This is a genomic window from Facklamia sp. P13069, from assembly GCF_050409405.1.
GTDB lineage: Bacteria > Bacillota > Bacilli > Lactobacillales > Aerococcaceae > Facklamia.
On the sequence record NZ_JBNUPN010000004.1, the window covers coordinates 25894 to 50734 of the forward strand.

A 24841-nucleotide genomic window follows, 5' to 3' on the forward strand; every position below is an offset into this window, starting at 1 on the left:
TAAAATAAAAGAAGCTGAATATCCAGCTTCTTTTTTGTATGGTTTAGTAATAGTATTCATTACCTGAAGACTCAGGAGCGTAATCTACGCCTTCGTTAAAGATACCAGATGGATTCCAAAGAAGAAATTCAGTAATTCCATTTTCTTCCAAAGCAACAATTTGTTGTTGAACTTGAAGAGGTCCATATTCTTGATAGGTACCAGGTGCCAGATTCCAGTCAGTAAAGTCTTGTAACCATGGACGACTATTTGCCGCATTGGTAATATTTTTTAGGATGAGGTTTTCAGAATACATATATTGATCAACTAAGTTATAAGGTTCTAAGTCAGGAGCCGGTATACCAAAAAATCCTAAACCCCAGTGAGAAGGGTAGATCATAGAAGAAATCGTATCGACTCTTTCAGCAATTTGTTCAAAATTTTGACCGATTCCACGTACATCAGGAGCGTCCCCAGCAATTGCAGTATATCCAAAGATATCAGCTGAAACATCTGCGCCATATGGGGCTAATTTATCATTGGCTTCTTCTAAGAAATCATTAATGGCATAAACCCTTTCTTGTCCAAATTTTTCAGGGTCATCGGTTACATAGGTTTGATAGTTACCAATATTATAATCTAGTTGATCTGAGAAAGTTTGGAAACCTTCAGGGAAACGAACATAGTCAAATTGAATATCTTTAAAACCTAATTTAGCAGCTTCGATAGCAATAGTAATGTTGTAGTCCCAAATTTCTGGAAGGAATGGATTAATAAATTTAGCACCATTACCATCCTGCCAAATTTCTCCTGTTTCACTATCTTTAAAGGAATATTCAGGTTTGGCTTCAGCCACTAGTCGATCTTTGAAAGTTACAATGCGAGCGATTGGATAAATTTGACGTTTTTCTAAATCTTTCAAAAGTTCTTTAATATCTACATTGTTATAAGAATTTTGATTAACTAAAGGATTGTCTGTTTCTAATTTTGTTTGAATAACCCCCTCATCATCCTTAAAATCAATAACCACTGCATTTAAGGCGGTGGTTTCAACATAATCTAATAGGTAGTTTAGTCGTTCAGGATCAGAAAAAACAGAAGGAGCAAGATAAATGCCTTTAACACCTTCTTCAGGATAGGTAATATCGATGCCTGAATCATAAAAGAGGACAGAAGGTAGTTTCTCAGGTGCGGTAAGAATAGGATTATTGTGAGGCGATAAGCCCTCATAAGTATTATTTTCTCCTTGATTAATGCGGTTGTTGAATGCCACTACTTCTTCATCTGAATAGGCTAAGACTACTTCTGGAAGTTGGACTTTTTTGGCTTCTTTTTTATCTTCTACTTTTGGTTTACATGCTACTAGCAAAAGCATTAAAAAGGAAAGTAAAGTCAATTGTAAAATGCGTTTTTTATTCATTTAAATCACCGCTTTCTAATTATTTGCCTGTAAGATTAACAAGGTAGACTTTTAAATTAACTAAGAGTGTATTTAAAGGTTCAAAGTATTCGAGAATTTGATCTAAGTTCATATTATTTTCCGTATATAAAAGATTAACATTATCAAAAACAGCGAAGAAACTCTCATGATCAATTTCTTCACTAGTGATAGATTGATAAGACTGATCTTCTATTTCAATGTTTTCAAGATAATTAGAAATATAGATATCTGTTTTATCACATAGATTGGTCGTATATTCAATAACTTTTGTTATTTGATCTTTGGGAAGTTGATCGTTTTCTGGTATGTCTTTAAGCTCTTGGCATAATTCAAGTAATTGCTGACGGCTTTCTTCCATTTCAGCTAATAAATCTTTGCGCTTTGCGATGTTTTTGTTAAGAGGATTATCACTCTGTCCAAAGCCGGATAAATCTTCACTTAAATTAATGGTCGCTTCAAAATCTTGTTGAAGATCCAATTCACGGTTTTGAATTTCACTAATATTTCCAATAATTAGAGTAACATTGTCTTGGATGAGACCAACAGTTCGTTTAGCTCTTTCTAATGAGTTTCCACAAGCAATAATGAGAATAGATAGGCTTAGGAGGATTAATATTTTTTTTGTTTTCATCGTTTCTCCTTGTCATTCATTTATAGTTTATCTAAATTGAACTTTTTAATACATCTAGTATATAATAATAGGTATTGTAAACACAAATATTATAACAAATTAGAATTAATTTGGACAAGGAGGATTAAATGACGACCACTTTTATCATAACGGCTATAATCGTAATACTGGATCAAGCTTTAAAAATATGGACCCAAAATCATTTAACGCTAAATCAAACGCTAGAAATTATTCCTGATTTTTTTCAGTTAAACTATATACATAATACAGGAGCGGGTTGGGGCTTATTTGCCGGCCAACGTTTTTTCTTAATAGGGGTAACTTTTTTAGTGATTTTCTATTTAGTTTATTTAATTTGGAAAAATCGCTACCATAGCCCTTGGACTAAACTTGCTTATGCACTTTTATTAGGAGGGGCAGTTGGCAACTTAATTGATCGTTTAGTGAGAGGCTATGTAGTAGATATGTTACAGATTCGTCTGTTTGATTTTCCAATTTTTAATTTGGCAGATGTGGCGCTTACTCTAGGCGTTATTTTATTGATTATAATGGTTATATGGACCGAAGAAGGAAGTGATTTAATTTGACAGAAGCATTAAAGCTCTCTAATAATGAAGCAGATCAAGACCGTTTAGATAAAGTTTTGACTAATTATTATCCAAATTTTAGTAGATCGCAATTACAAAAATTAATTAAAGAAAAAAGAGTAAAAGTTAACAATCAATTTTTAAAAGCTAACGCCATTTTAAAAGGGGATGAGATGATTACGATTGATTTTCCTGAAAAAGAAGCCAGCCCTGAAGAATTCGAGTTGATTGCTGAAGTGATGGAGTTAGAGATTATCTTTGAAGATGACAGTTTTTTGCTTGTTAATAAACCAGCTGGGATGGTTGTCCATCCTGCTAAAGGACACACTAACGGAACTCTAGTGAATGGCCTCTATCATTATTTAGGAAAAGCGCTATCCCAAGGCTTTCAATCTTACCGACCAGGAATTGTTCATCGAATTGATAAAGATACCTCTGGTTTATTAGTAGTAGCAAAAAATGATCAAGCCCATCGTCACTTAAGTCAACAATTGGTGGATCACACCATGGGGAGGACTTATGTCGCTTTAGTTAATGGGCAAGTTGAAAGCGACTCCGGACATATTGAAATGCCTGTTAAACGTGACCCATCCAATCGCTTAAGATGGCATGTGGATCCCTCGGGTAAAGAAGCTATTACTGATTTTCAAGTGCTGGAACGTTTTCAATACGCCACATTAATGCAATTAAAGTTACAGACTGGTCGGACTCACCAAATTCGCATCCATATGGAAGCTATAGGTCATCCAATTATAGCCGATCCACTTTATCGCAGAAATCTTCAAAATTTACCGGGGGAATTAGCTAATCAAAAAGACGGGCAACTATTACATGCAAAGGCCATTGATTTATTACATCCTGTTACAGATGAGCCCTTACATTTTGAATGTCCATTGCCCTTAAAGATGCAAAAAATTATAAATAGTCTAAAATAGTTAGAAAAGGAGGGAAGTAGAGATGTCTGAGACTAATCAAAAGATTTTAGCTAAGATCCGAAATTTATTGACTTTAGCTGAAGATGGCGGAAATGATGAAGAGAGCCAAACTGCTTTGCTGATGGCTCAAAAACTGATGTTAAAACATAAAATCTCTCAGCAAGAAGTTTCTGATAAAAAAAGTCCAGAAATCATTTTACGCTCCTTATCAGTCTATAAACGCTTGTATTGGTGGGAAAAAGTTTTAGTTAGGATTATCGCCGATAATTTTCGTTGCATGTTTTATATCCAAAGTAACCGATTACCTCATCAGCATTCGGTTCAACGCAAAATTGTTTTAATGGGTTTTCCAGAAGATGTGGATCTTGCTTTTCAAATGTTTAATTTAGCAGCGGATACAATGAAGTATTATTCTAAAATTCATCTAGCTGAATTAAGTGAAGAAGATTTAAGCAGCAATCCTCTATCTCAGTTGAGAAAATCCTATTATCAAGGATTTATGGACGGACTTAAGGAAAAGTTTGATATCCAACGTCAAGCCATGATGAATGAAAATGAAAAGTATGCCCTGATTATTCAAACGCCAGAAGCTGTCAAAGAAAAATTTAACCGAGAAATAACGGGTTCACTCACATTTAATCAACCTTCCTTTTCGCGATCTAACCATGCCTATCAAGACGGCTTTCAAAAAGGAAAAAATGTCAATCTCACCCAAGCTCAGATAAATCACCAAGCAGAGTCCAATCATTAAAACAATTTTATAATTGGATATTTACTATGATTGAAGCCAATCGGCGTCTCTTAGCCAAATGATTAATTGTAGAATGGATCTTTTTATATGAGCAAGTCAAATTCCGACGATTTATTCTGCTTTAAAAATTGGAGATTCGGTTTTAATTGATGATGGGGTAATTACTACAAAAGTGAGTAAAGCAAATGATAAGTATGCTGTATTAGGGATAAAAAAGTAAAGAGAAGATCCAAGCGCCAAAAAGCTGAAAAAGGGACTTCACTTTCCTCAAACAATTTTTGAAACAGATATTTTAAATTAAAAAGACAAGCAAGGTATCGCTTTTGCTTGTCAATGTGCCGATGTAATTGCTTGCTCATGCATTAGAACTGCTCAGGATATTAAAGAAATTCAAAAACAACTTCAAATTGAATTAGGTAAGGCTGCGAGTTATATGCCAATTATGGTTAAAATAGAAACCGTCCAAGCCATTACGAAGCTAGCTGAAATTATCTTACAACTGCGAGCTAGCAGCCTTTCGCTTTAATGATCGCGCGTGGCGATTTAGCTGTTGAAAGAGTTTATATTCGCTTAGCCGAACTTCCACAGCCAATCATGTGGATGGCTGAAGCAGCTGATGCCCCCGTCGTTTGGGGCACAGAAGTCTTCGATAAATTAATTAAAACCGGTGTGCCGAGTCGCTCTGAAGTAACAGATGTTACTGAGGGAGCTCGCTCAGATTGTGTCATGATAAACAAAGGCGATTATGCAGTGGCAACGATTAAAATGCTTGATCCTATCTTTAAAAGAATGCAAGGTCGCCTCGACCAAAAGACACCACAACTTAGCGTTCTAAATCGTGCAAATCTAGGGTCTACTCCTCCTCTTGACAAGTAAAGAGTTGAGGATAGTTATGGCACTCTGGATTGCGCGGATGACAAATTCTCCTACCGAATAGGATTAAAGATTGATGGGCTTGAGTCCATTGGTCTTTATCCAAGACCTCCATTACACGATTTTCAACTTGACGAACACTCGCACCAGGATCAACAATCTGATGATGGAGGCAGATACGATGGATATGCGTATCCACTGCAAAGGCAGGAATTCCAAAGCCGACACTCAAGACCACGTTGGTTGTTTTACGACCAACTCCGGCCAGGGCTTCAAGATCTTTACGATTACCAGGAATTTCACCTTGATGGCGTTCCATTAATTGATTGGCACATTTGTGGAGATATTTTGCCTTGTTGCGATACAAGCCGATTGTTTTTAAATAAGGCATTATCTCTTGCGGGCTCGCTTTTGCAAGTTCTTTAGGACTAGGGTAGGCGGCAAATAAGGCAGGCGTCACTTTATTAACCGCTACATCGGTTGTTTGAGCACTCAATAATACAGCTACTAATAATTGATAGCGGTTTGAGAAATTTAATTCTGCTTTAGCATCTGGAAATAGAGCAATGATTTCTTCTAATACATGACGTGCACAGTGGTTAGTTAGCATAATAAAACCCTTTCTAAAAATTAATCAATTATCAGTCTTTAATGACTATCATAAGTAATCTCTGTCAATTTCTCAAATATTTTTTTACAGATAAAAAGATAGTCATCCACAAGATTTTGTGTTAGTATTAAAAAAACGACACTACATCTTGTGTTATTTTTTAATTTAGGAGGAAACCATGGCTATGATAGTTATTGGAGGAATGATTGGAGCTGGCAAAACAAGCTTAGCGACTTTTTTAGGTAAGGCCTTAAAGAGCCAGGTGTATTACGAAAATGTAGATGATAATCATATCTTACCCTTATACTACACCGCAAGTGAAGAAGAACAAGAAAGAAAAAGGTATCCATTTTTATTACAATTAGACTTTTTGTCCAGTCGTTATCGTGATATCAAGAAAGCTTTTTATCACCCACATAATATAATAGATCGTTCCATTTATGAAGATTGGTATTTTGCCAAGGTCAACCATCAAGCGGGTAAAATTTCGGACGAAGAATTTATTATTTATGAGAAATTATTAGACAATATGATGGAAGAATTAGAAGATTTACCCAAAAAAGCACCCGATCTGATGGTTTATTTACATGGATCTTTTGAAAGCATTTTAAAAAGAATCAATCAAAGAGGTCGCGATTTTGAACAAGACCCTGAATTAATCGAGTATTATTATCGTCTATGGCAAGGTTATGATGATTGGGTAGATAACCATTATCATGCTTCCCAAGTTTTAAAGATATCGATTGATGAATTGGATGTCTTAAATAATCCTGCTGATGCAAAAAAAGTGATACAAATGGTTATTGTTAAACTAGAAGAGCTAGGGGTTCCTGCCGATGGATATGGACAAGATTAAAGACTTTAGCAAAACTTATTTAAGACAAGAAAAAAGTGGGCATGATTGGTTACATATCCAACGGGTGGTTGCCAATTGTGAGCAAATAATCAAACATATACAAGAGCCTATTAATGTTGATGTTGTTTTGGCAGCTGCTTATACCCATGATTTATTAGATGAAAAAATAAAAGTTGATTACCTCCTTACGGAAAAAGATGTAAGACATATACTTAAAGAAGCCCAAATGTCTCTGGAAGAAATAGAGCAAGTCTTAAGTATTATAAAAAACCTCTCTTTTGCTGCCAATTTAATAGAAAAACAACACTTAACATTGGAAGGCCAAATTGTTCAAGATGCCGATCGCCTAGATGCAATCGGTGCGATTGGTATTGCTAGAACTTTCTACTACGGAGGTAGCAAGGGGCATAGTCTTTATGATCCGAAAGCTGTTCATACTTCGGCACAAGCTGTATGCTCCAAAGAAACTTATCGTCAAGTAAGAAACGTACGCCAACATTTTGATGATAAGTTATTAAAGCTCAAAAACTTAATGAATACTAAAGCTGGGCAGGAAATGGCTAAAAATCGTCATCAGTTAATGATTGACTTTCTACAAGCTTTTGATCAAGATACCCTCTCAAATACCAATCAATTGAGTTAAATGGCCTGGGCAGTTGACTATAAAGTTTTCAAGATTGAAATAATTCTTTAAGCTTGTTATACTCAAAGAAGTAAACGAATACAATTAGGAGGCCCTATATGAAATTCTTTTTAGATACTGCAAATGTTGAAGAAATTAAGCGCATCAACGACCTAGGTTTGGTGGATGGCATTACTACCAATCCTACATTAATTTCTAGAGAGGGAAAAGATTTTGAAACAGTTATCAAAGAGATTTGTTCAATTGTTGATGGACCTGTTTCGGCTGAAGTCATTGCCTTAGATTATGAAGGCATGGTTAAAGAAGCTAGACAAGTTGCCCAATGGGCAGATAATATCGTGGTTAAAATTCCGATGACTGAAGCAGGCTTAAAAGCTGTTAATACATTGTCTAAAGAAGGAATTAAGACTAACGTCACACTTATTTTCTCAGTGGCTCAAGGCCTTTTAGCGGCTAAGGCAGGTGCCTCATATATATCTCCATTTATTGGACGAATCGATGATATGGGAGAAGATGGTATGGAATTGATTGCTGACTTACGCTTAGTTTTAGATAACTATGCATTAGACGCTGAAATTATTGCTGCTTCCATTCGTCATATTGGACATTTTGAAGCCACAGCTGTTGCAGGAGCAGATATTGCAACGGTACCCGGCAGTCTATTCCCTAAATTATGGTCTCATCCATTAACTGACAAAGGAATTGCTGGCTTCTTAAAAGACTGGGAAGCTTTTCAGCATAAACAATCTAAATAAAAAGAAAAAGGATCTAGCTTTTAGATCCTTTTTAATTAATTATTTTTAAAAATTTAGACCAGTCAGATAACCCACAAAGGCCACAATCATTAAGCAGGATAATCGGGCAGTTGCTAAAAATATCCCTTTACGGCTCTTATGACGGCAGAGATAGATAGCTATTAGACCACCTAAGCCCCCTAAACAAAAGGTGGCTATTAATAAGCTTTTTTCTGAAATACGCCAAAGCTGATGTTTGGCTTTATATTTATCAACAGCATAGAGTGAAAAAACAACAATATTCCAAAGACCAAGCAGTCCTATGACAAAGTAAATATAAGTCGGCATAAGTCACCTTTCTATTAATAAGTTAATATTATTATAACGCTAAACGGGCTAAATAGAGCGATGGTTCTTGCAAAATAAACTGATTATTAATTTAAGCAAAACATTTTTCTAAAGACAAGTAAATGAGTTATAATGGTTATAACAAAATGACAGAGGAGAATGTATATGATAGATACAAGTACTTTATTATTGATACTCGGATTGGTTATTATTTTAGGAGCCATTTACTTCTTATCACGTAAAAGTAAAGATTCAAATAATAAACCTCAGGTTACTGACAAGACTATGAACGATCCTTTAGGTCCGGTTCATATTAATTCTGATATTGATTCTTCAACCAATGCTTTAGGGGAAGATCCGTTCAAAGATAACGTTCCTTTACGTGAAGGTCAAGCAGCTCAAAAAGCTCAGCATTATAATGATGAAATAGGAGTAAATCCTGATGAAGCAAGTGAAGCAGAGGACGGAAAAACTCCCCCCCTAAATAATAGTCAAAACGCATTTACCTCAAGTGAATCATTCGACCATTCTTCTTATCGTTTTGTTCACTATCAAGAACTAATTGATAATAATGGCTTAAAAGATGAATGGGTGCAACTTGAAGGAAAAATCGCATCGTTCTTTACTGAAGATTTAGGAGTAGAAGGCGCTATCGCCTTAGGTTCTTTATCTACTAGCCAAGAAGAACCCGTTAATCTTGTAGCTTTAAAATTCATTAACGAGACGGACCAAACGCTAAATACAGACGATCATGTCAAAGTTTATGGTAAGATGCAAGGTTTAAAAGTTTCTAATAAACAGCTTGTTCCAGCCATGTTAGTCGATCATTTCGAAAAGATTTAAAAACACCTTGACAAAAAATAAATAGACGGTATAATATGTTTATAAACTTTAACAATTAAATATTTCTGATCAAGCGGTGATATAATCATGCAGCCCGGTCCTCATTGCGAGGACAGCAGAGATACCTTAGCGTACCTGTGAGACAGTTTTCATTAACTGTCTTTGGTGCGCTTTTTTTGTTAGAGAATTACGAAAGAAAGAAGGAGATTTTGTGGTGGTTAGTATCTTTAGGAATCGTGAAGGGCAGTTTTTTGCCATAGGAACTATCTTAATGATCGCGGGTTTCTTATTTTCATTTAATCCTTTTTTGAGTCGGTTTGCTTTTTATTTAGCTATTTTCTTTTTAGGCTTTTTTGCCACTAAAGAAGCTGTCAGTGAGACTTTTATTGAAAAAAAATTGAATGTAGACCTCCTCATGGTTTTAGCAGCTTTAGGAGCTGTTATTATTAATTATGAGTCTGAGGGAGCTATGCTTTTATTCATCTTTGCAGGGGCCGAAGTTTTAGAAGAATATGCAACCAATAAATCTACTAAGGCCATCGAAGAACTAATGGGGCATGTGCCTAATGTAGCCTTAAAAATTTTACCAAATGGTGAAACGAAAGAAGTGCCTACAGATAGTTTAGAAATAGGTGATCAAGTATTGGTAGCTAAGGGTGATGCCTTACCAATCGATGGTTTCTCAGATCGATCGGTAATCATAAATGAAGCTGCTTTAACCGGAGAATCTTTACCAGTAGAAAAAAATCAAGGCGAAGAAGTTTTTGCTGGTACAATCAATGAAGGAAATTCTTTTAGACTAGAGGTAAGTAAGCTAAGTAAAGATACAGTCTTTTCTTCCATTATTCGGATGGTTCAAGAGGCCCAGTCCAATCCATCTAAAATAGCGAGTTTTATCGATCGCTTTGAATCGCATTATGCTATGGGTGTTTTAATCGCTGTGCCTTTATTCATTGTTGCCTTATATTTTTTAGTGGATTATTCCTTCCAAGAGGCTTTCTACCGCGGCATGGTCTTGCTAACGGTGGCTAGTCCCTGTGCGTTAGTTGCTACGGCTACTCCAGCCACTTTATCAGCCATTTCTAATGGAGCTAAAAATGGTATTTTGGTCAAGGGTGGAGCAGCCATGGAATCATTAAATACCATGGATATTCTATTTTCAGATAAAACTGGTACTCTAACTCAAGGTGTCTTTGATGTGGTAGATTATGAGCTAGAAGAAGACTACTTAAAAGAAGTAGTTTATATGGAACAAGGTTCCAACCATCCCATTGCTCTAGCAGTTGTTAAGCATTTTAAGGATCTAGACTTGTCGGAAGTAGATACCCATGAAAAGGTGGAAGAATTACCAGGACAAGGGATGAAAAAGGGAGAAATTCAAGTTGGAAAGCCTTCTACTTTTGAACACTTAGCAAATTATGCACAATATATTGATCGAATAGAAGAAGGGCATACAACTATCTTTATCGCTAATCAAGAAAAAGTATTAGGTTATCTCTCATTAGCTGATAAGATTCGTTCCGAATCAATTGAAGCGGTTAAGAAATTCCAGCAAGCCGGAGTAGAAGTTGTCCTGATTACTGGGGATAACCATCAAGTTGCTAAAAAAGTAGGTCAGCAGGTAGGGATTGAAGACGTAGTGGCTGAATGCTTACCCAAAGATAAAATAAAATATGTTAAAGAAAGTCAAGCAAAGGATAAGGTAGTGGGCATGATTGGCGATGGAATTAATGATGCTCCTGCTTTAGCCCATGCTAATATTGGTATTGCCATGGGATCTGGCTCGTCTATCGCGATGGAGTCATCTGAAATTATCGTTGTAAAAAATAATTTATTGAAACTATTTTATTCTTACCAGTTGAGTCATAAATTAAATCGAATCATTAAGCAAAACATTATCTTTGCTATTAGTGTCATCTTTATATTAATTGTCCTTAACTTTCTAGGTACTTTAGACTTACCTTTAGGTGTAGTTTTTCATGAAGGCTCTACTATTTTAGTTATTTTAAACGGTCTTCGTCTTTTAAGACAAAACGAGTCTTTAAATGAATAATTTTTACTTTTAATCTCGGTTCTCTCCCATTTTTGGTATTTTGGGAGAGTTTTATGCATTTAATATGAAATCGAGATTAAAATATACTACAATAAGAGTTACTTGAAAAAAATATAGAGAGGAAGAAAAAAATGTTTGCAATTTTTCGCAAATTAGCATGGTTTTTTAAATTAAGATGGAAGACCTATACCTTGGCAATAGGGGGGTTGATTTCTTGTGCTGTTTTATCTGCAATAATTCCTTTATTAATTGGTCAAGTAGTTGACCAAATGGCAAAAGGTAGTCTAACTTCATCCTCTCTTTTACAGTATATGTTATTGCTTTTATTGGTCGGTCTAATGATGTATGGCTTACGTTATATGTGGCGATCGAATCTATTTACTAATTCCACTATTTTAGAGTCGATTATGCGTAATAAATTATATGACCACTTTACAAAAATGGATCAAACCTTTTACGGAAAATACCGTACCGGTGACTTGATGGCTCACGCTACTAATGACCTACGAGCGTTACGCTTTGTAGCTGGGGGAGGTATTTTAACCTTAACTGATGCCTTATCTATCACAATCGTCACACTTTTTTCCATGGTAATTATTATTGATTGGAAGTTAACACTCTATACAATTGTTCCTTTCCCTTTGCTTATTTTTGTTTCAAGATACTTAGGTAAGTGGATTAATAAATACTTTAGAGAGTCCCTAAGAGCTTTTTCTAAAATGAATGATCATGTGCAAGAAAGTGTAGCTGGAATGACAGTCATTAAAGCCTTTGGCGAAGAAAAAGAAGACCACTTAGACTTTGTAAAAGCAACTGATAATGTAATTGCTCAAAATCGTAAGGTCCACTTAGTCAATTCAGCCTATTCTCCTATCATTAACTTAATTACAGGATTAACTTATGTTTTAACAATTATCTTTGGCTCATACTTTGTCAGTGAGGGTAGAATCTCGATTGGTCAATTGATTGCTTATTTTTCTTATTTAGGTAATATGACATGGCCTCTTTTAGCAGTGGGTCGTTTAGTCAATACCATGGAAAGAGGGAATGCATCCTATGACCGGGTAACAGAACTCCTAGCTCAAAAGGCGAGTGTTACTAATCCAAAAGATGGCATTAAGAAACTTCCATTTAAAAACCTAAAGGTTGATATCAAACAATTTACCTATCCTACTAGTGAAGAAATTAATTTACAAGATGTTACTTTTGAACTAAGCGAAGGACAAACATTAGGAATTGTCGGCAAAACTGGTTCAGGTAAAACGACCCTTTTAAACTGTTTAGTTCGTCTCTATGATTTAGATCAAGGTCAGATTTTATTTGACAATCAAGATTTAACTAAGATTGATTTAACTTACTTAAGAGACCATGTAGGCTATATTCCGCAAACAAACCTGCTGTTTTCAACTTCTGTTAGAGAGAATGTTCGTTTTGGCCGGCCAGATATGTCACAAGATCAAGTGGAACATTACACTCAAATAGCTGATATTCACCAAGATATTCTTGATTTTACTGATGGCTATGAGACGGAAGTAGGTGAGAGAGGGGTATCACTTTCTGGTGGTCAAAAACAAAGGATTTCAATTGCAAGAACGCTGGCTATGCAGCCTCAAATTTTATTAATGGATGATGCCCTATCAGCAGTGGATGCTAGAACTGAACAAGCTATTTTAAGTAAGTTAAAAGATGAAAGAGATAATGGCATTTCGATTATTGCGACTCATCGCCTATCTTCTGTTATGCATGCCGATGAGATTATTGTGCTAGACCAAGGGAAAATAACTGAAAGAGGAAACCATCAAGAGCTAGTTGCCTTGAATGGTTGGTATGCCAATATGTTTACCCAACAACAATTAGAAGAGAAATTAGGAGGTGAAGTCGGTGAAGAAGAATAAGAAAACTAGACAAACTAAATTTTCAATTCTTGAACAAATCGATATCTTACGTTATCTCTTCTCTTTCGCTTCCAATCAGTGGTGGCGGTTTCTTATTTCTGTCATTGCAATGATTGCTTCCTCATCTATTGCTGCCTATTTGCCGATTATTATTAAACGTTATTTAGACAGTATTTCAGCTGGTCAAGTGACAAGTTTTAATATCACCATCAAAGTGGCTTTAACTTATTTGGGCCTCTTGATTATAAGAATGATCTTGATTTATGCCAAAGATTTTTACTTCTTTATGGCGAGCGAATACACTGTGGCAAGTATGCGTAACCGTCTGTATTCAAAACTAGGCCGGTTAAGTATGAACTATTTCAACCAAACTCCTAACGGCGAAGTTGTTTCGCGCATTACAAATGACACTGAAACAATTAAAGAGTTCTGGAATGTTTTCTTAACTTTTTTTGATGGCTTCATTAATGCTGTAACCGTTGGAACAGCTATGTTTAGTTTACACGCTGGTATTTCTTGGATGTTTATTGCCTTTCTACCTTTAGTGTTTATTCTAATTTATATTTATCAAAAAATATCGACAGTCGTATACCGCAAGATGCGGTCTGCTCTGGCACGAGTGAATGCTAAATTGGCCGAATCGACTATGGGAATGTGGTTAATTCAGCAGTTTAATCAGACAGAGCGTATGAAAGATGAGTTTGACCAAGTTAACCAAGAATATGTTAAAGCAAGAACGAATATGTTCAAAATGAATGCGATCTTTTTAATGCCAGCGGTTAATTTGATTGAACAAATTGTTCTAGTATTAGTAATTTGGATTTTTGGTAATCAACTATTAAAAGGAAACAACTTAGATATCGGTATAATTTATGCTTTCACCTCTTACTCCAAGTCATTCTTTAATCCAATTGGTAATATGTTGGATAGTCTTTCTGTTTATCAAGATGGCCTGGTATCTGCTTCCAGAGGGCGTAAGCTGTTATCAAACTCAGATATTAACCCCAGCCAAACTAATAAGAAAATTCAAAGACAATTGGATGGCGAAGTTTCAACTAAAGATTTAAGCTTTTCATATGACCAAGAGCAACTGGTGCTTAAAGATATAAATATTCAAGCCCATCAAGGTCAGATGATTGCTTTGGTCGGCCACACTGGATCTGGTAAATCGACCATCATCAATCTCTTAATGCGGTTTTATAACTTTGATCAAGGAGAAATTAATTTTGACGGAGTCTCTATCAAAGACTATGACATAGAGACCCTAAAAGACCAAGTCTCCTTAGTACAACAAGACGCTTTTATGTTCTATGGTAGTATCAAGGATAATATTCGTTTGCATGGAGACTATTCGGATGAAGAAGTAATTGCAGCTGCAAAATTCACCGGAGCTGATCACTTTATTGAAGCTTTCCCTGATGGTTACGACCATTTAGTAACCGAGGGAGGAGCTTCCCTATCAGCTGGTCAAAAACAATTAATCAATATTTCGCGCTCGGTGATTCGCCAACCTAAAATCTTAATTCTTGACGAGGCAACGGCCTCCATGGATACTGAAAGTGAGCAATATATTCAGACAAGTTTAGATAAAATTAGACAACAAGCTACTTTAATAGTGATTGCCCACCGTTTATCAACCATTAAAAAAGCTGATCAAATCTATGTTTTGAATAAAGGAAATATTATTGAAGTTGGCAAACATGATGAACTAATTGCTCATCAAGGAATCTATTACGATATGTACCGTTTACAGTCCTTAAAAGAAAAATAGTTAAGTTGCTAAAGCCTCAGTCAGCGTTTTAGTAGTTCTTTCTTAATTTTTACATTATCCTTAAATAATAAAACTTTAAAGAGTTGATGATGGGCTTACTTGATGTATTGAATCTATTAGATAGATTATTACAAGGTTCAAAGGCACAAATAAGAAAAATCTTGCTAATAAAGCAGGCTTAAATTTAGGAGTCTTGGGTAAAATTGCTACTATTGGTTTACCAATTATCTTGACAGCAATTAATAAAAAGACTCAAACACTTGAAGGCTTAGAATCCATTAATAATGCTTTAAGCAAGCATGAAGACATTAATGACTATCCATCCGTCGACCAATTAAGCGAAAATGTTGATCCTCAAGATAGAGATAAAATTCTAGCTCATGTCTTTGAAGATAAGCCAACTATTTTTGATTGTATCGCCAACACTTTAGAATTGTCTGTGAATGCTGTTAAGCGAACTTTGATTGTAGTAGCACCCTTGCTATTAAAATAGATGGTCGATCGTAAAATGGCTAAAAAACTAGATAAAGAGGGCCCTCAAAAAGAAGTCAGTCAGACTTATGAAAGAGTTAATTCTTCTTTAAAAGAGCGTGGAGAGGTTCCAACTAGCGCAGGTAATACCCTATAGGTGATCAAGCTGCATCCTGATTATAAAGAACAAACTAATGGCGAGGAAGGTATCCTGGGTGGGATTTTGGATCTATTTAAATAACGATTAAAAAGTTCGCTATTCTTAGCGGACTTTTTTAGCTTCATCCCTTTTTAGGGAAAATATGCGATATAATGATTATCTAGAGAAGCCGTGCTATAATAATTCTATCTATTTAAAGAGGGTGTTAAATTGGATTTTTCAAAATCGCCGGTCGGTATGCGTACTTTTAAAACAGCAGTCGCTGTCTTTCTTTGCATTCTTTTTTCCTTTTACGTCCTTAAAATCAGTCCAACCCTTTCTTGTCTGGCGGCTATTTTTTCACTCAGACAGGACTTGGAAAGTAGTTATACCTTTGGCAAGGCAAGAATTATGGGTGTTCTTTTATCAGGTGTGGTGGCTTTATTATTTATTTTCCTCTTTCCGATTACATCTAGCCAAGATGAAATATTGATTATACTCGCTCCAATAGCCATTATCTTATACATTTCTGTCGCTAATCGTATTCACTTACAAAAAGGAATTATAACCGGCTGTGCCACTATGCTAGTAATTTTTTTTAATATACCTGTAAATAATCAATTAAGCTATACGCTGATTCGTTTGTTTTCAACGGTCATGGGAGTCCTTGTGGCCCTTGCCATTAATTATCTCTTACCCAGTCCGTCAGATAAAAACCATTAACTCAATACTTAAGAAGGAGATTAAAATGAAATTAGGAATTCATGATTTATTACCTTTAAATGAAGGAGAGTCCACTCAAACCAGATATGAAAAGACCATTGAAATGGTTAAAGAATTGGAAGCTATGGGGTATGATCGCTACTGGGCTTCAGAGCATCATGGTAGGTCTAACCTGGCTAGTTCTGCTCCAGAAATTTTATTGGCCTATTTAGCAGCAGTTACCAAACAAATTCGCCTTGGGACAGGTGGAACAATGATTGTAAACTATTCCCCCTTAAAAGTTGCTGAAACTTTTAAGACTCTAACTTTATTAGCACCCGATCGGATTGATTTTGGTATTGGAAGGGCGCCAGGAACGGATTACAATGGTATGATGGCTCTTTCTCAAGGAAATTCGATTGATTTTGACCATTTATATGACAAAGCTCAAGTCATATTAGATTATATGACAGATACTATTCCCAAAGGATTTTACGGCCTGACTCAAGCCATTCCAGTTAAAACCCGGACTATTGCTCAACCTTGGATGTTAGGGTCATCTGGACAATCCGCTATCAAAGCCGGTCAAATGGGATTGGGATATTCTTTTGCAAAATTCTTTGGAGTAGAAACGGAAACTTCTGTATTTAAAGCTTATCGCGATCATTTTCAACCCAGTGAATTTTTCCAAGAACCCAAAGTGATGGTTTCTTATAAAATTATTTTAGCTGATTCAAAAGAAGAAGCAGATTATTGGGCAAGACCTTCCGAAATTACTCATATTCGTAAAAATAATTTAGCGTTAATGTCTTCTGAACGTGCTCAAGCCATCGATTTAAGTTTAGAAGAACAAGCTATGCTAGACGAAAAATATCAAAGAAGATTTATCCTAAAAGGTACACCAGAACAAGTTGGAGAGATTCTACATGAAGAAATTGATCGCTTAGGCATCGATGAATTAATGGCTTATATGCCCATACCTGATCAAAGAGCACGTCTACATTCTTATAAACTACTGGCTGAACTTTTTAAATAAAGTCAGACTCTAGTTGGATTAAAGTATAACAACAATCATTTAGAATGTAATTGTAGAGTCGTAGTCAACCGAAAGAAGTGATTAAATGAAAAAGAAACCGATTAAATTAACTTTAGTCGAAAAGTTTCCACTCTTTATAACATCCTTATTCAAGAGAGAAACACCCATCTTAGCTAGAGTTCTAATTTTTGCAACTTTTTTATATGTCTTACTACCAACCGATTTGCTGCCCGATTTTTTAGGTCCTTTAGGCTTTATGGATGACGCTTTATTACTTCCTTTAATGGTTAACAGTGTGGTCAAACGTTTGCCTGAACATATGCTTCAGCAAGCAATTAAAGCCAATTAATACTATGAATTCGCCAAGTTCACTTCAAATTAAGTGAACTTGGCTTTTTGCTTATAATTTATTTTATATAATATTTGGGGTATACTAAATCAGGTAATGATAACAAATTATGTAAGTAAGGAGAAACTATGTTTAAATTATTTCTATCCGATTTAGATGATACACTTTTGGATCATAATAAGAAGTGGAGTCCCAATTTTGAACAATTTAGAGCCACTTTGGCTGAAAAAGATGTCGCTTTCACATTAGCAACTGGTCGCTCAGCTAAGGCTGTGCAACCCATTATTGATGAATTAGATTTAAAGCTTCCTTATGCGACCTCTAATGGCGCTAATATTATGCTAGAAGGACAAGTAATTCAGTCCTTTAGCTTTCCTATTGGACCTTTACGTCCTTTAATCGAAGTGGCTTTAAGCATGGGACTAACGGTTGTTTATGTTGTGAATGGGGAAGAGTTTGCTTTAGAGGATACTGAGTTTATTCGACATGAATTGAAAAACAACTTTACTGAACAAATCATTCGCCCAATTAAGCCAGAAGATTGGGCTAGCATGGAAGTGGATAAATTCTTAATCGTCGATGACCATCCACAAACAGCTTTGTCTCGACTCCATGCTTTAGTTAATAATCTTAAACCAGAGTATCGCTATCTTACTTATTCAGATTGGGCGATGGATATTGTAGCAGCGAATGTTAGTAAAGGGAGAGCCTTGCATTGGATCGCTGATTATCTAGGAATTACTAGCGATCAAGTTATAGCTGCTGGTGATAACCACAATGATATTGACTTATTAAAAGAAGCAGGGCGTAGTATTGCTGCTTTCAATGCTTTAGACGAAGTTAAACGAACAGCCATGATTACAGCTAAGAAAAAATATGGTGATGGGATTATTGAAGAAGTACTCAAAATATTAGAATAGGAGAGAATAAAGTGAACTATCAACACCTAATTCGTGATTTAGTAAACGCTAAAGGGGCGCCTGGCTTTGAAGATGAAGTCTTAGAGGTCCTTAATAAGTATAAGGGAGCTTATAGTCTACAAATCGACAACCTTAAGAATGCTTATTATAACCTTGATCAACTAGACCCTTTAAAACCCACCTTGATGTTAGACTCCCACACTGATGAAGTAGCCTTTATGGTTAAAGCAATTGATAAGAGCGGTTTAATCCACTTACAGCCTCTAGGTGGTTGGCTAGCAGAACACGTTTCGGCCCAACATTATTTAGTCCGTGATAGTCAAGGCCATTACCACCCAGGTATTTCAACTTCTAAACCAATTCATTTTATGACTGCAGAAGAAAGAGCCAAAAAGATAACCTTATTTGATTTAAAAATTGATGTTGGGGCAAGTAGTCGTCAAGAAGTGATTGAAGATTTTAAAATTACAATCGGGCAACCGATTGTGCCTGCTACAAAATTTGCTTTTAATGAGCGCAATCAAGTAATGTTTGGCAAGGGATTTGATAATCGAATCGGTGTGGCCGTTTCGGTGGCTATAATGAATGAGATGAAAGATCATCTTAAAGATCTACCTTTTAATCTTGTCGCTGCCTTTGCTGCCCAAGAAGAAGTGGGAATGCGTGGAGCAGTCATTACTAGTAAACGTGTGAATCCCCAAATGGCCTTAGTTTTTGAAGGGACCCCTTCGGATGACTTTACTGCCGATGAATACTTGGAACAAGCTCGCTTAGGAATGGGACCTCAATTACGTTACCGGGATAACTCTTATATTGCCAACGAATGGTTACTCAATCGCATTCAGCAACTAGCTACTGAAAAAAATATTCCCTTACAACATGCGGTAAGAGAAGGTGGTTCAACCAATGCTGGGTCTATTCACCTTTCTAACAAAGGAGTTCCTGTAGCTACTTTAGGTACTCCGACGCGTTATGCGCATACTAATTATTGCTTCTGCTCTTATAAAGACTTCGAAAATACTGTGGACCTGAGCCTAGCATTCGTTAAGAACTTAACAGCAGAAGACTTTAACCACTTTGAATTAAAGTAAAAGAATACAATGGATTCAGTAATTAGCAGACTTTTTCATGTAAAACTGAACGTTAAAAAGAAAAAAAGTCTTTATTAACTCATTTAATAAAGAAAATCTTTAGTCCCACCAAAAGTTTTGATAAAATAATTCGTATGTGATGAAAGGGGTTGGGAGGATGCAAAAATTAGGTTTCGATAACGATAAATATCTCAAAGAACAATCGAAATATATCTTTGAGCGACTTGAGAATATTGATAAACTCTATTTAGAATTTGGCGGTAAATTAATCGGTGATAAGCATGCTAAGCGGGTACTACCAGGTTATGACGAGGACGTCAAATTAACGCTCTTAACCAAGCTTAAAGATCGTGCTGAGATTATTATCTGTATCTATGCCGAAGATATTGAACATCATAAAATGCGAGGCGATTATGGTATTACTTATGACCAAGAAGTGTTGCGGCTAATTGATGAATACCAAGCGTTAGACATTCAAGTAAACAGTGTTCTATTAACTAGATATAAAGGACAAAAAAATGCCACTGTCTTCAAGAAAAACATTGAAAACAGAGGAGTTAAAGTTTACCTACATGAGAGTATTAATGGCTATCCAACTGATCTGGAAGTTGTCTTTTCGGAAAATGGTTTTGCTAAAAATCCATACATTGAAACTAGTCAACCTTTGATTATTGTAACTGGTCCAGGGGCTGGATCGGGCAAGCTAGCAACTTGCTTGAACCAACTTTATCATGAACATCAAAAGGGAATTAAGGCTTCATATGCTAAGTTTGAAACTTTCCCAGTTTGGAACTTACCACTAAAACATCCAATTAATGTGGCTTATGAGGCCGCAACAGTTGATTTAAATGATATTAATGTTCTTGATTCTTATCATTTAGATGCCTATAACGAAATGGCGGTCAATTATAATCGCGACATGCAGATGTTCCCAGTTATTCGTCGGATTTTAGCTAATACGAGTTCACCCAATTTAATCTACCAATCCCCAACGGATATGGGAGTTAATCGGATTAAATCGGGAATTACCGATGAAGAAGTTGTTAAAGAAGCGGCCCAGCAAGAAATTATTCGCCGCTATTTCCAAGTAGAACAAGATTATAAAGTCGGCATTGTGGATGAAGAGGTTCGTTCGAAAATGCACTTGTTAATGGAAGAAAGTGGGTTAACAGCTGAAGATCGTCTTCCAGTGGTTAAGGCTCAAGCTTATGCTCAATCGGTTAAGGAACGTTTTTCGCAGGAAGAGATTCCGGCAGTCATTGCTATTCAATTAAGCGATGGACAAATGATTACTGGCAGACGAACCGAATTAATGGATGCACCGGGGGCAGCGATTATGAATGCTCTAAAGACCTTGGCAGGTATTTCAGACCAAATCGACCTCTTAGCTCCCATGATTTTACAAACCATTCAAAATCTTAAAGCTAACAAGTTGCAAAGTAAGCATCCCATTTTAACTTTAAATGAATTACTAATTGCTCTAGCAATTTCAGCAGTGACAAATCCAACGGCTCAAGCAGCCTATCAAGCCTTATCTAAATTAAGTGGTGCTCAAGCGCATTCTAGCATCATCCTATCACAAGATACTAAAAACCAATTACAAAACTTGGGGATTGATATTACTTGTGATGCCGTTTTTGTTTCGGGTTCATTAAAAGGTAATTAAGCCCAGATGACACTCAATCCAAACTTCTACTTATTGAAGTCTCAGTAGGTAGAAGTTTTTTATTAATAGTTTAAACTAGTTTTAATACTTTATATTTACGATAATAATTTAGAAGGAAAAAGATGAAGAAATTCACAGATTCTATTCGCTTAAGACACGGTACACAATTAGCTAACCGGATTGTTCAACCCCCTATGATGTCTTTTTGGGGGGTTAAAAAGGGGGGTCCAGCCAAGAAACCTTGGAGGATTACCAAAGAAGGGTGCAATTAGCTGCTTTTCTGATGCCCATTTAGCTGGTTTAAAAGAACTAGCTAAAAAGTAAAGTCTAAAGGCAACAAAGTGATTATACAAATCCACCATTTCGGTTACCAAGCTCATCAAAGAGCCAGCGAAGGTTTAACAGTATATGGTCCGTCAGCTGTGGATTTAGATTTCCTAGATCATGAAACTGTGCCCTTAACTATCCAACAAATTGTTTTATTAGGAGGCGTATTGGATGCTAACGCTGCTCAAAAAGCCTTGAATTATACGGATTTAGTGGCTATTGGACGTGCTACGTTCATCGAACCGGACTTCGCCTTAAAAATAAGTCAAGGATTCGTATATTACAAAAGATATTTTGACCGATCTGGCTTGATCGACTGGTCGATACGAGGTTTTTGCTTCACTTCATTCAACACTACCTCCTAGAGCTGGAATGCAAGAAATATTAGAAGAACTCCATTAATTATAAAAGACTGCCGTTTATGAGCGGCAGTCTTTATTTTTATGAGATTTGATGAATCCATTTTTTGGATTTTACTCTAAATAGGCCAATCACTAATTTGGTAATTTCTTCCGTGGCCGCTAACATTACAACCCATTGAATAGAAAAGTTAAGCACAGCCGCTCCTAGAAAAGCTAAGGGAACGCCTACTAACCATACAGATCCCATTTCTAAGAAAAGGGAATACTTCGTATCGCCTCCACCTCTTAGAACACCTACAATCAGAATGGAGTTAATAGCTTTTAAAATGAAGATAAAGCCCATATAATTTAGTAAAGTCTTACAAAGTTCATAGACTTCTGGTGTTAAATTGGGAAACAACTGTAAACTAATTGAAGGGGTGACGGATAAGAAAAGGCCTACAAATAAGGCAATGACTCCGCCCATTTTAAGAAAACGGATGGCATGAGGATAAACAACATCCATAACGCCGCGCCCAATCGTATTTCCTAACATAATCGTACAAGCATTGGATAGACCACGTATTAAAACAAAGGCTAAGTTCTGGATGGCAAAAACAACTTGAATGGCAGCTGTTTCTTTAGTACCAACCATGGCGTAAGCCACACTATATAATACTTGACCGAGTCCCCAAAAGGTTTCATTAACAATGACAGGAAAGGTGATGCGCAAAAAGTTTTGAATAAAATCTCCCTTAAAATTAAACATCTCTTTAATCGAACCATTAAGCGGACAATCATAGCGACTGACTGTGTAAAAGATAACCAATAATTCCATTAATCGAGCAATGATTGTTCCCACTGCTGCTCCCACTACCCCTAATTCTGGGAAGCCAAACTTACCAAAAATAAAGGCATAATTGAAAAAAGCATTGAAAACAAAACCAACTATAGCGGCTGTTAATGGCGAACGAGGGTTTCCAGTTGAGCGAAGAGCCACACTGTTCACGAAGCTGACGCCAGTTAAGGCATACGACCAAGCAACAACCCTTAAATATTTAGACCCTTCTGCAATGACAGCAGGATCATCAATCATTAAGCCTAATATTCTTTCTGGTATTAGCCATGCCAACAAAGTGAAAAGACAAGCTACTACAAAGGTAATTAAGCACGAAAAAGCATTAACCTTTTGTAATTTAGCAAGATCACCTCGACCATGGTATTGAGCAATCATTACTGAAGCTCCCGTGGCTGTACCAAAACAAATCATAGTGAAAAAAAAGAAGACTTGATTGGCCAAGCCGACTCCTGCGATTGATTCCGGTCCCAGTGATGAGATCATCATGGTATCTAAAGTATTTAGAAACGAAACGATTAAACTTTGCAAAGAAATCGGAATCGCAATGGCTAACATTTTACGATAAAAATCTTGATTATTCATAGGACACCTCACTTTAAACTGTCCTTTCATTATACCTAATTCTAAGAAAAAAGCTGTAAGAATTTGATGAGAATTTTTTTGTCTTAATTATATATCACCCTATGTGTATGTCTTTACTTTTTAATTAAAGTAGATATGATGGAGTAGAGGAGGCGTTTGCTATGACACTATTAGAGCAATTAATTTCTAAAATCGAAAATAAAGAAGAACGCATAATTGAAATCCGCCGTTATTTACATCAACATCCAGAGTTATCCTTTCAAGAAAAAGAAACTTCTAAATATATTAAAAACTTCTATAAAGACCTTGATATAGATCATATCGAAACGGACTTAGGAGGACAATATGGCCATGTTATTACAATTAAAGGGGGGCAAGAGGGACCTACAATCGCTTTAAGGGCAGATTTTGATGCATTACCTATTACGGAAGAGGTAGATTTGCCATTTAAATCTAAAAATAATGGGGTAATGCACGCTTGTGGTCATGACGGCCATACCGCTTATATGCTGATTTTAGCCGAGTCTCTAATTGAATTAAAAGACCAAATTAAAGGTACAATTAAAATCCTTCATCAACCAGCTGAAGAAGTTCCACCAGGAGGAGCTAAAGCAATGATTAAAGCTGGAGCCTTAGAAAATGTAGACTACATTTTTGGTGCTCATGTGATGAGTCAGTTTAAACTCGGAACCGTTTATACGCATGAAGGAAATACCCAAACTGCCCGAGCTTATTTTAAATTAACCATTAAGGGTAAAAGTGGACATGGTTCGGCTCCACATGATGCAAACGATGCAATTGTAGCTGCTTCGTCTTTCGTCATGAATGCTCAAACGGTAGTTAGTCGTCGAGTAAATCCATTTGATATGGGCGTTTTATCAATTGGTTCATTCGATGGTAAAGGTCAATTTAATATTATTCGAGATAAGGTAGTTCTAGAAGGTGATGTTCGCTCAATGTCGGAAGAAACAGCTAAGACTATTCAAGATATGGTAACACAATTAGCCAAAGGTTTAGAAGAAAGTTTCCAAGTAGAAACAGAATTAGAGTATAAGCCAGACTATCCTGTATTATATAATGATCCTGCAGTTACTAAGAGGGTTACATCAGCACTTGAAAGTCTAAATATCTCTGATATTAAGGCTGTTGAAGATAGTGGACCTATTTCTCCTTCGGAAGATTTCTCTTATTATCTTAAAGAAGTTCCTGGTTGTTTCTTCTATATTGGTGCCAATGAAGATCCAGAAAATAGTTACCCTCATCATCATCCAAAGTTTGAAATCGATGAAAAATCATTAAAAATTTCGGCAATATCAATGGCTGCAGTCGTTGATGAGTTTGTAGGTTAAAAAGGAGTCCCATCTGTTACAGTGGATAAAAAATACCTGCTGGAACTTTCCTCCTTCCC

Annotated in this window: 27 protein-coding genes and 1 pseudogene; 23 read left to right on the plus strand and 5 right to left on the minus strand. The window is 36.1% G+C overall.

Going from position 1 to position 24841, the window contains the following annotated elements; all coding sequences use genetic code 11:
* Positions 1-43: 43 nt before the first annotated feature.
* Positions 44-1399, minus strand: a complete 1356-nt coding sequence (locus tag ACQV2T_RS01830; RefSeq protein WP_428893165.1) for a putative glycoside hydrolase — start codon at positions 1397-1399, stop codon at positions 44-46.
* Positions 1400-1418: 19 nt separating this feature from the next.
* Positions 1419-2051: a YkyA family protein gene (locus ACQV2T_RS01835; RefSeq protein ID WP_428873392.1), complete on the minus strand. Its 633-nt coding sequence runs from the start codon at positions 2049-2051 to the stop codon at positions 1419-1421.
* 128 nt (positions 2052-2179) lie between these two features.
* On the opposite strand from ACQV2T_RS01835, the gene lspA reads away from it, so the two are divergent.
* The 5 genes and pseudogenes from lspA to ACQV2T_RS01860 all read left to right on the plus strand — a co-directional run bounded on the left by lspA (position 2180) and on the right by ACQV2T_RS01860 (position 5200).
* Positions 2180-2638: a signal peptidase II gene (gene lspA, locus ACQV2T_RS01840; RefSeq protein ID WP_428875190.1), complete on the plus strand. Its 459-nt coding sequence runs from the start codon at positions 2180-2182 to the stop codon at positions 2636-2638.
* Complete coding sequence (locus tag ACQV2T_RS01845; protein ID WP_428875189.1) at positions 2635-3573, plus strand: RluA family pseudouridine synthase; 939 nt, start codon at positions 2635-2637, stop codon at positions 3571-3573. The genes lspA and ACQV2T_RS01845 overlap by 4 nt, the downstream gene beginning before the upstream one ends.
* A gap of 22 nt (positions 3574-3595) precedes the next feature.
* Positions 3596-4324: a DUF2786 domain-containing protein gene (locus ACQV2T_RS01850; RefSeq protein WP_428873387.1), complete on the plus strand. Its 729-nt coding sequence runs from the start codon at positions 3596-3598 to the stop codon at positions 4322-4324.
* A 313-nt stretch (positions 4325-4637) separates the two neighbouring features.
* Positions 4638-4850 (plus strand): annotated as a pseudogene (locus ACQV2T_RS01855) (hypothetical protein); the annotation flags it as partial.
* A complete protein-coding gene (locus ACQV2T_RS01860) occupies positions 4850-5200 on the plus strand; it encodes a pyruvate kinase (protein ID WP_428875187.1) in 351 nt (116 codons plus the stop codon). The pseudogene ACQV2T_RS01855 and the gene ACQV2T_RS01860, both read left to right, overlap by 1 nt.
* Here ACQV2T_RS01860 and nth read toward each other — a convergent pair.
* On the minus strand, positions 5178-5810 hold the full coding sequence (gene nth / locus ACQV2T_RS01865; RefSeq protein ID WP_428875221.1) for an endonuclease III: 633 nt from the start codon (positions 5808-5810) through the stop codon (positions 5178-5180). The genes ACQV2T_RS01860 and nth overlap by 23 nt on opposite strands.
* Before the next feature lie 175 nt (positions 5811-5985).
* Here nth and ACQV2T_RS01870 point away from each other — a divergent pair, with 175 nt between their 5' ends.
* The 3 genes from ACQV2T_RS01870 (at position 5986) to fsa (ending at position 8061) form a co-directional block, all read left to right on the plus strand.
* Positions 5986-6663 (plus strand): deoxynucleoside kinase, encoded by a 678-nt coding sequence (locus ACQV2T_RS01870; RefSeq protein WP_428873385.1) that lies wholly within the window; start codon positions 5986-5988, stop codon positions 6661-6663.
* Entirely contained in the window at positions 6644-7306 is a 663-nt protein-coding gene (locus tag ACQV2T_RS01875) for an HD domain-containing protein (RefSeq protein ID WP_428893166.1), read from the plus strand. Before ACQV2T_RS01870 ends, ACQV2T_RS01875 begins: the two co-directional genes overlap by 20 nt.
* A gap of 98 nt (positions 7307-7404) precedes the next feature.
* Positions 7405-8061 (plus strand): fructose-6-phosphate aldolase, encoded by a 657-nt coding sequence (gene fsa / locus ACQV2T_RS01880; protein ID WP_428893167.1) that lies wholly within the window; start codon positions 7405-7407, stop codon positions 8059-8061.
* Between the two features lie 45 nt (positions 8062-8106).
* On the opposite strand, the gene ACQV2T_RS01885 is transcribed toward fsa, so the two are convergent.
* Positions 8107-8388: a DUF1294 domain-containing protein gene (locus ACQV2T_RS01885; RefSeq protein WP_428873381.1), complete on the minus strand. Its 282-nt coding sequence runs from the start codon at positions 8386-8388 to the stop codon at positions 8107-8109.
* Positions 8389-8553: 165 nt separating this feature from the next.
* Here ACQV2T_RS01885 and ACQV2T_RS01890 point away from each other — a divergent pair, with 165 nt between their 5' ends.
* The 14 genes from ACQV2T_RS01890 to ACQV2T_RS01955 all read left to right on the plus strand — a co-directional run bounded on the left by ACQV2T_RS01890 (position 8554) and on the right by ACQV2T_RS01955 (position 22016).
* A complete protein-coding gene (locus ACQV2T_RS01890) occupies positions 8554-9231 on the plus strand; it encodes an LPXTG cell wall anchor domain-containing protein (protein WP_428873379.1) in 678 nt (225 codons plus the stop codon).
* A gap of 211 nt (positions 9232-9442) precedes the next feature.
* Positions 9443-11284, plus strand: a complete 1842-nt coding sequence (locus ACQV2T_RS01895) for a heavy metal translocating P-type ATPase (protein ID WP_428893168.1) — start codon at positions 9443-9445, stop codon at positions 11282-11284.
* Between the two features lie 131 nt (positions 11285-11415).
* Positions 11416-13179, plus strand: a complete 1764-nt coding sequence (locus ACQV2T_RS01900; protein ID WP_428873376.1) for an ABC transporter ATP-binding protein — start codon at positions 11416-11418, stop codon at positions 13177-13179.
* Positions 13166-14950 (plus strand): ABC transporter ATP-binding protein, encoded by a 1785-nt coding sequence (locus ACQV2T_RS01905; RefSeq protein ID WP_428873375.1) that lies wholly within the window; start codon positions 13166-13168, stop codon positions 14948-14950. The genes ACQV2T_RS01900 and ACQV2T_RS01905 overlap by 14 nt, the downstream gene beginning before the upstream one ends.
* 127 nt (positions 14951-15077) lie before the next feature.
* The gene (locus ACQV2T_RS01910; protein ID WP_428875263.1) at positions 15078-15443 is read left to right on the plus strand and encodes a DUF937 domain-containing protein; all 366 of its coding nucleotides are present in this window, start codon (positions 15078-15080) and stop codon (positions 15441-15443) included.
* On the plus strand, positions 15444-15578 hold the full coding sequence (locus tag ACQV2T_RS01915) for a hypothetical protein (protein WP_428893169.1): 135 nt from the start codon (positions 15444-15446) through the stop codon (positions 15576-15578). It abuts the gene before it with no gap.
* Positions 15579-15791: 213 nt separating this feature from the next.
* Positions 15792-16283 carry an FUSC family protein gene (locus ACQV2T_RS01920; protein ID WP_428873373.1) on the plus strand — a complete coding sequence of 164 codons (492 nt, stop codon included), beginning with the start codon at positions 15792-15794 and terminating at the stop codon, positions 16281-16283.
* A gap of 25 nt (positions 16284-16308) precedes the next feature.
* Positions 16309-17298 (plus strand): MsnO8 family LLM class oxidoreductase, encoded by a 990-nt coding sequence (locus ACQV2T_RS01925; protein WP_428873371.1) that lies wholly within the window; start codon positions 16309-16311, stop codon positions 17296-17298.
* A gap of 85 nt (positions 17299-17383) precedes the next feature.
* Positions 17384-17647 (plus strand): YkvA family protein, encoded by a 264-nt coding sequence (locus ACQV2T_RS01930; RefSeq protein ID WP_428873370.1) that lies wholly within the window; start codon positions 17384-17386, stop codon positions 17645-17647.
* Between the two features lie 128 nt (positions 17648-17775).
* Positions 17776-18567 carry a Cof-type HAD-IIB family hydrolase gene (locus tag ACQV2T_RS01935; RefSeq protein ID WP_428885050.1) on the plus strand — a complete coding sequence of 264 codons (792 nt, stop codon included), beginning with the start codon at positions 17776-17778 and terminating at the stop codon, positions 18565-18567.
* A gap of 11 nt (positions 18568-18578) precedes the next feature.
* Positions 18579-19658, plus strand: a complete 1080-nt coding sequence (locus tag ACQV2T_RS01940) for a M42 family metallopeptidase (RefSeq protein ID WP_428873368.1) — start codon at positions 18579-18581, stop codon at positions 19656-19658.
* A gap of 157 nt (positions 19659-19815) precedes the next feature.
* Positions 19816-21324: a DUF1846 domain-containing protein gene (locus tag ACQV2T_RS01945; RefSeq protein WP_428873366.1), complete on the plus strand. Its 1509-nt coding sequence runs from the start codon at positions 19816-19818 to the stop codon at positions 21322-21324.
* 122 nt (positions 21325-21446) lie between these two features.
* Positions 21447-21596: a hypothetical protein gene (locus ACQV2T_RS01950; protein WP_428892644.1), complete on the plus strand. Its 150-nt coding sequence runs from the start codon at positions 21447-21449 to the stop codon at positions 21594-21596.
* 69 nt (positions 21597-21665) lie between these two features.
* Positions 21666-22016 carry a hypothetical protein gene (locus tag ACQV2T_RS01955; RefSeq protein ID WP_428892645.1) on the plus strand — a complete coding sequence of 117 codons (351 nt, stop codon included), beginning with the start codon at positions 21666-21668 and terminating at the stop codon, positions 22014-22016.
* A gap of 76 nt (positions 22017-22092) precedes the next feature.
* On the opposite strand, the gene ACQV2T_RS01960 is transcribed toward ACQV2T_RS01955, so the two are convergent.
* On the minus strand, positions 22093-23433 hold the full coding sequence (locus ACQV2T_RS01960) for an MATE family efflux transporter (RefSeq protein WP_428873364.1): 1341 nt from the start codon (positions 23431-23433) through the stop codon (positions 22093-22095).
* A 161-nt stretch (positions 23434-23594) separates the two neighbouring features.
* On the opposite strand from ACQV2T_RS01960, the gene ACQV2T_RS01965 reads away from it, so the two are divergent.
* Positions 23595-24782, plus strand: a complete 1188-nt coding sequence (locus ACQV2T_RS01965) for a M20 family metallopeptidase (protein WP_428873363.1) — start codon at positions 23595-23597, stop codon at positions 24780-24782.
* The last annotated feature ends 59 nt before the right edge of the window (positions 24783-24841 follow it).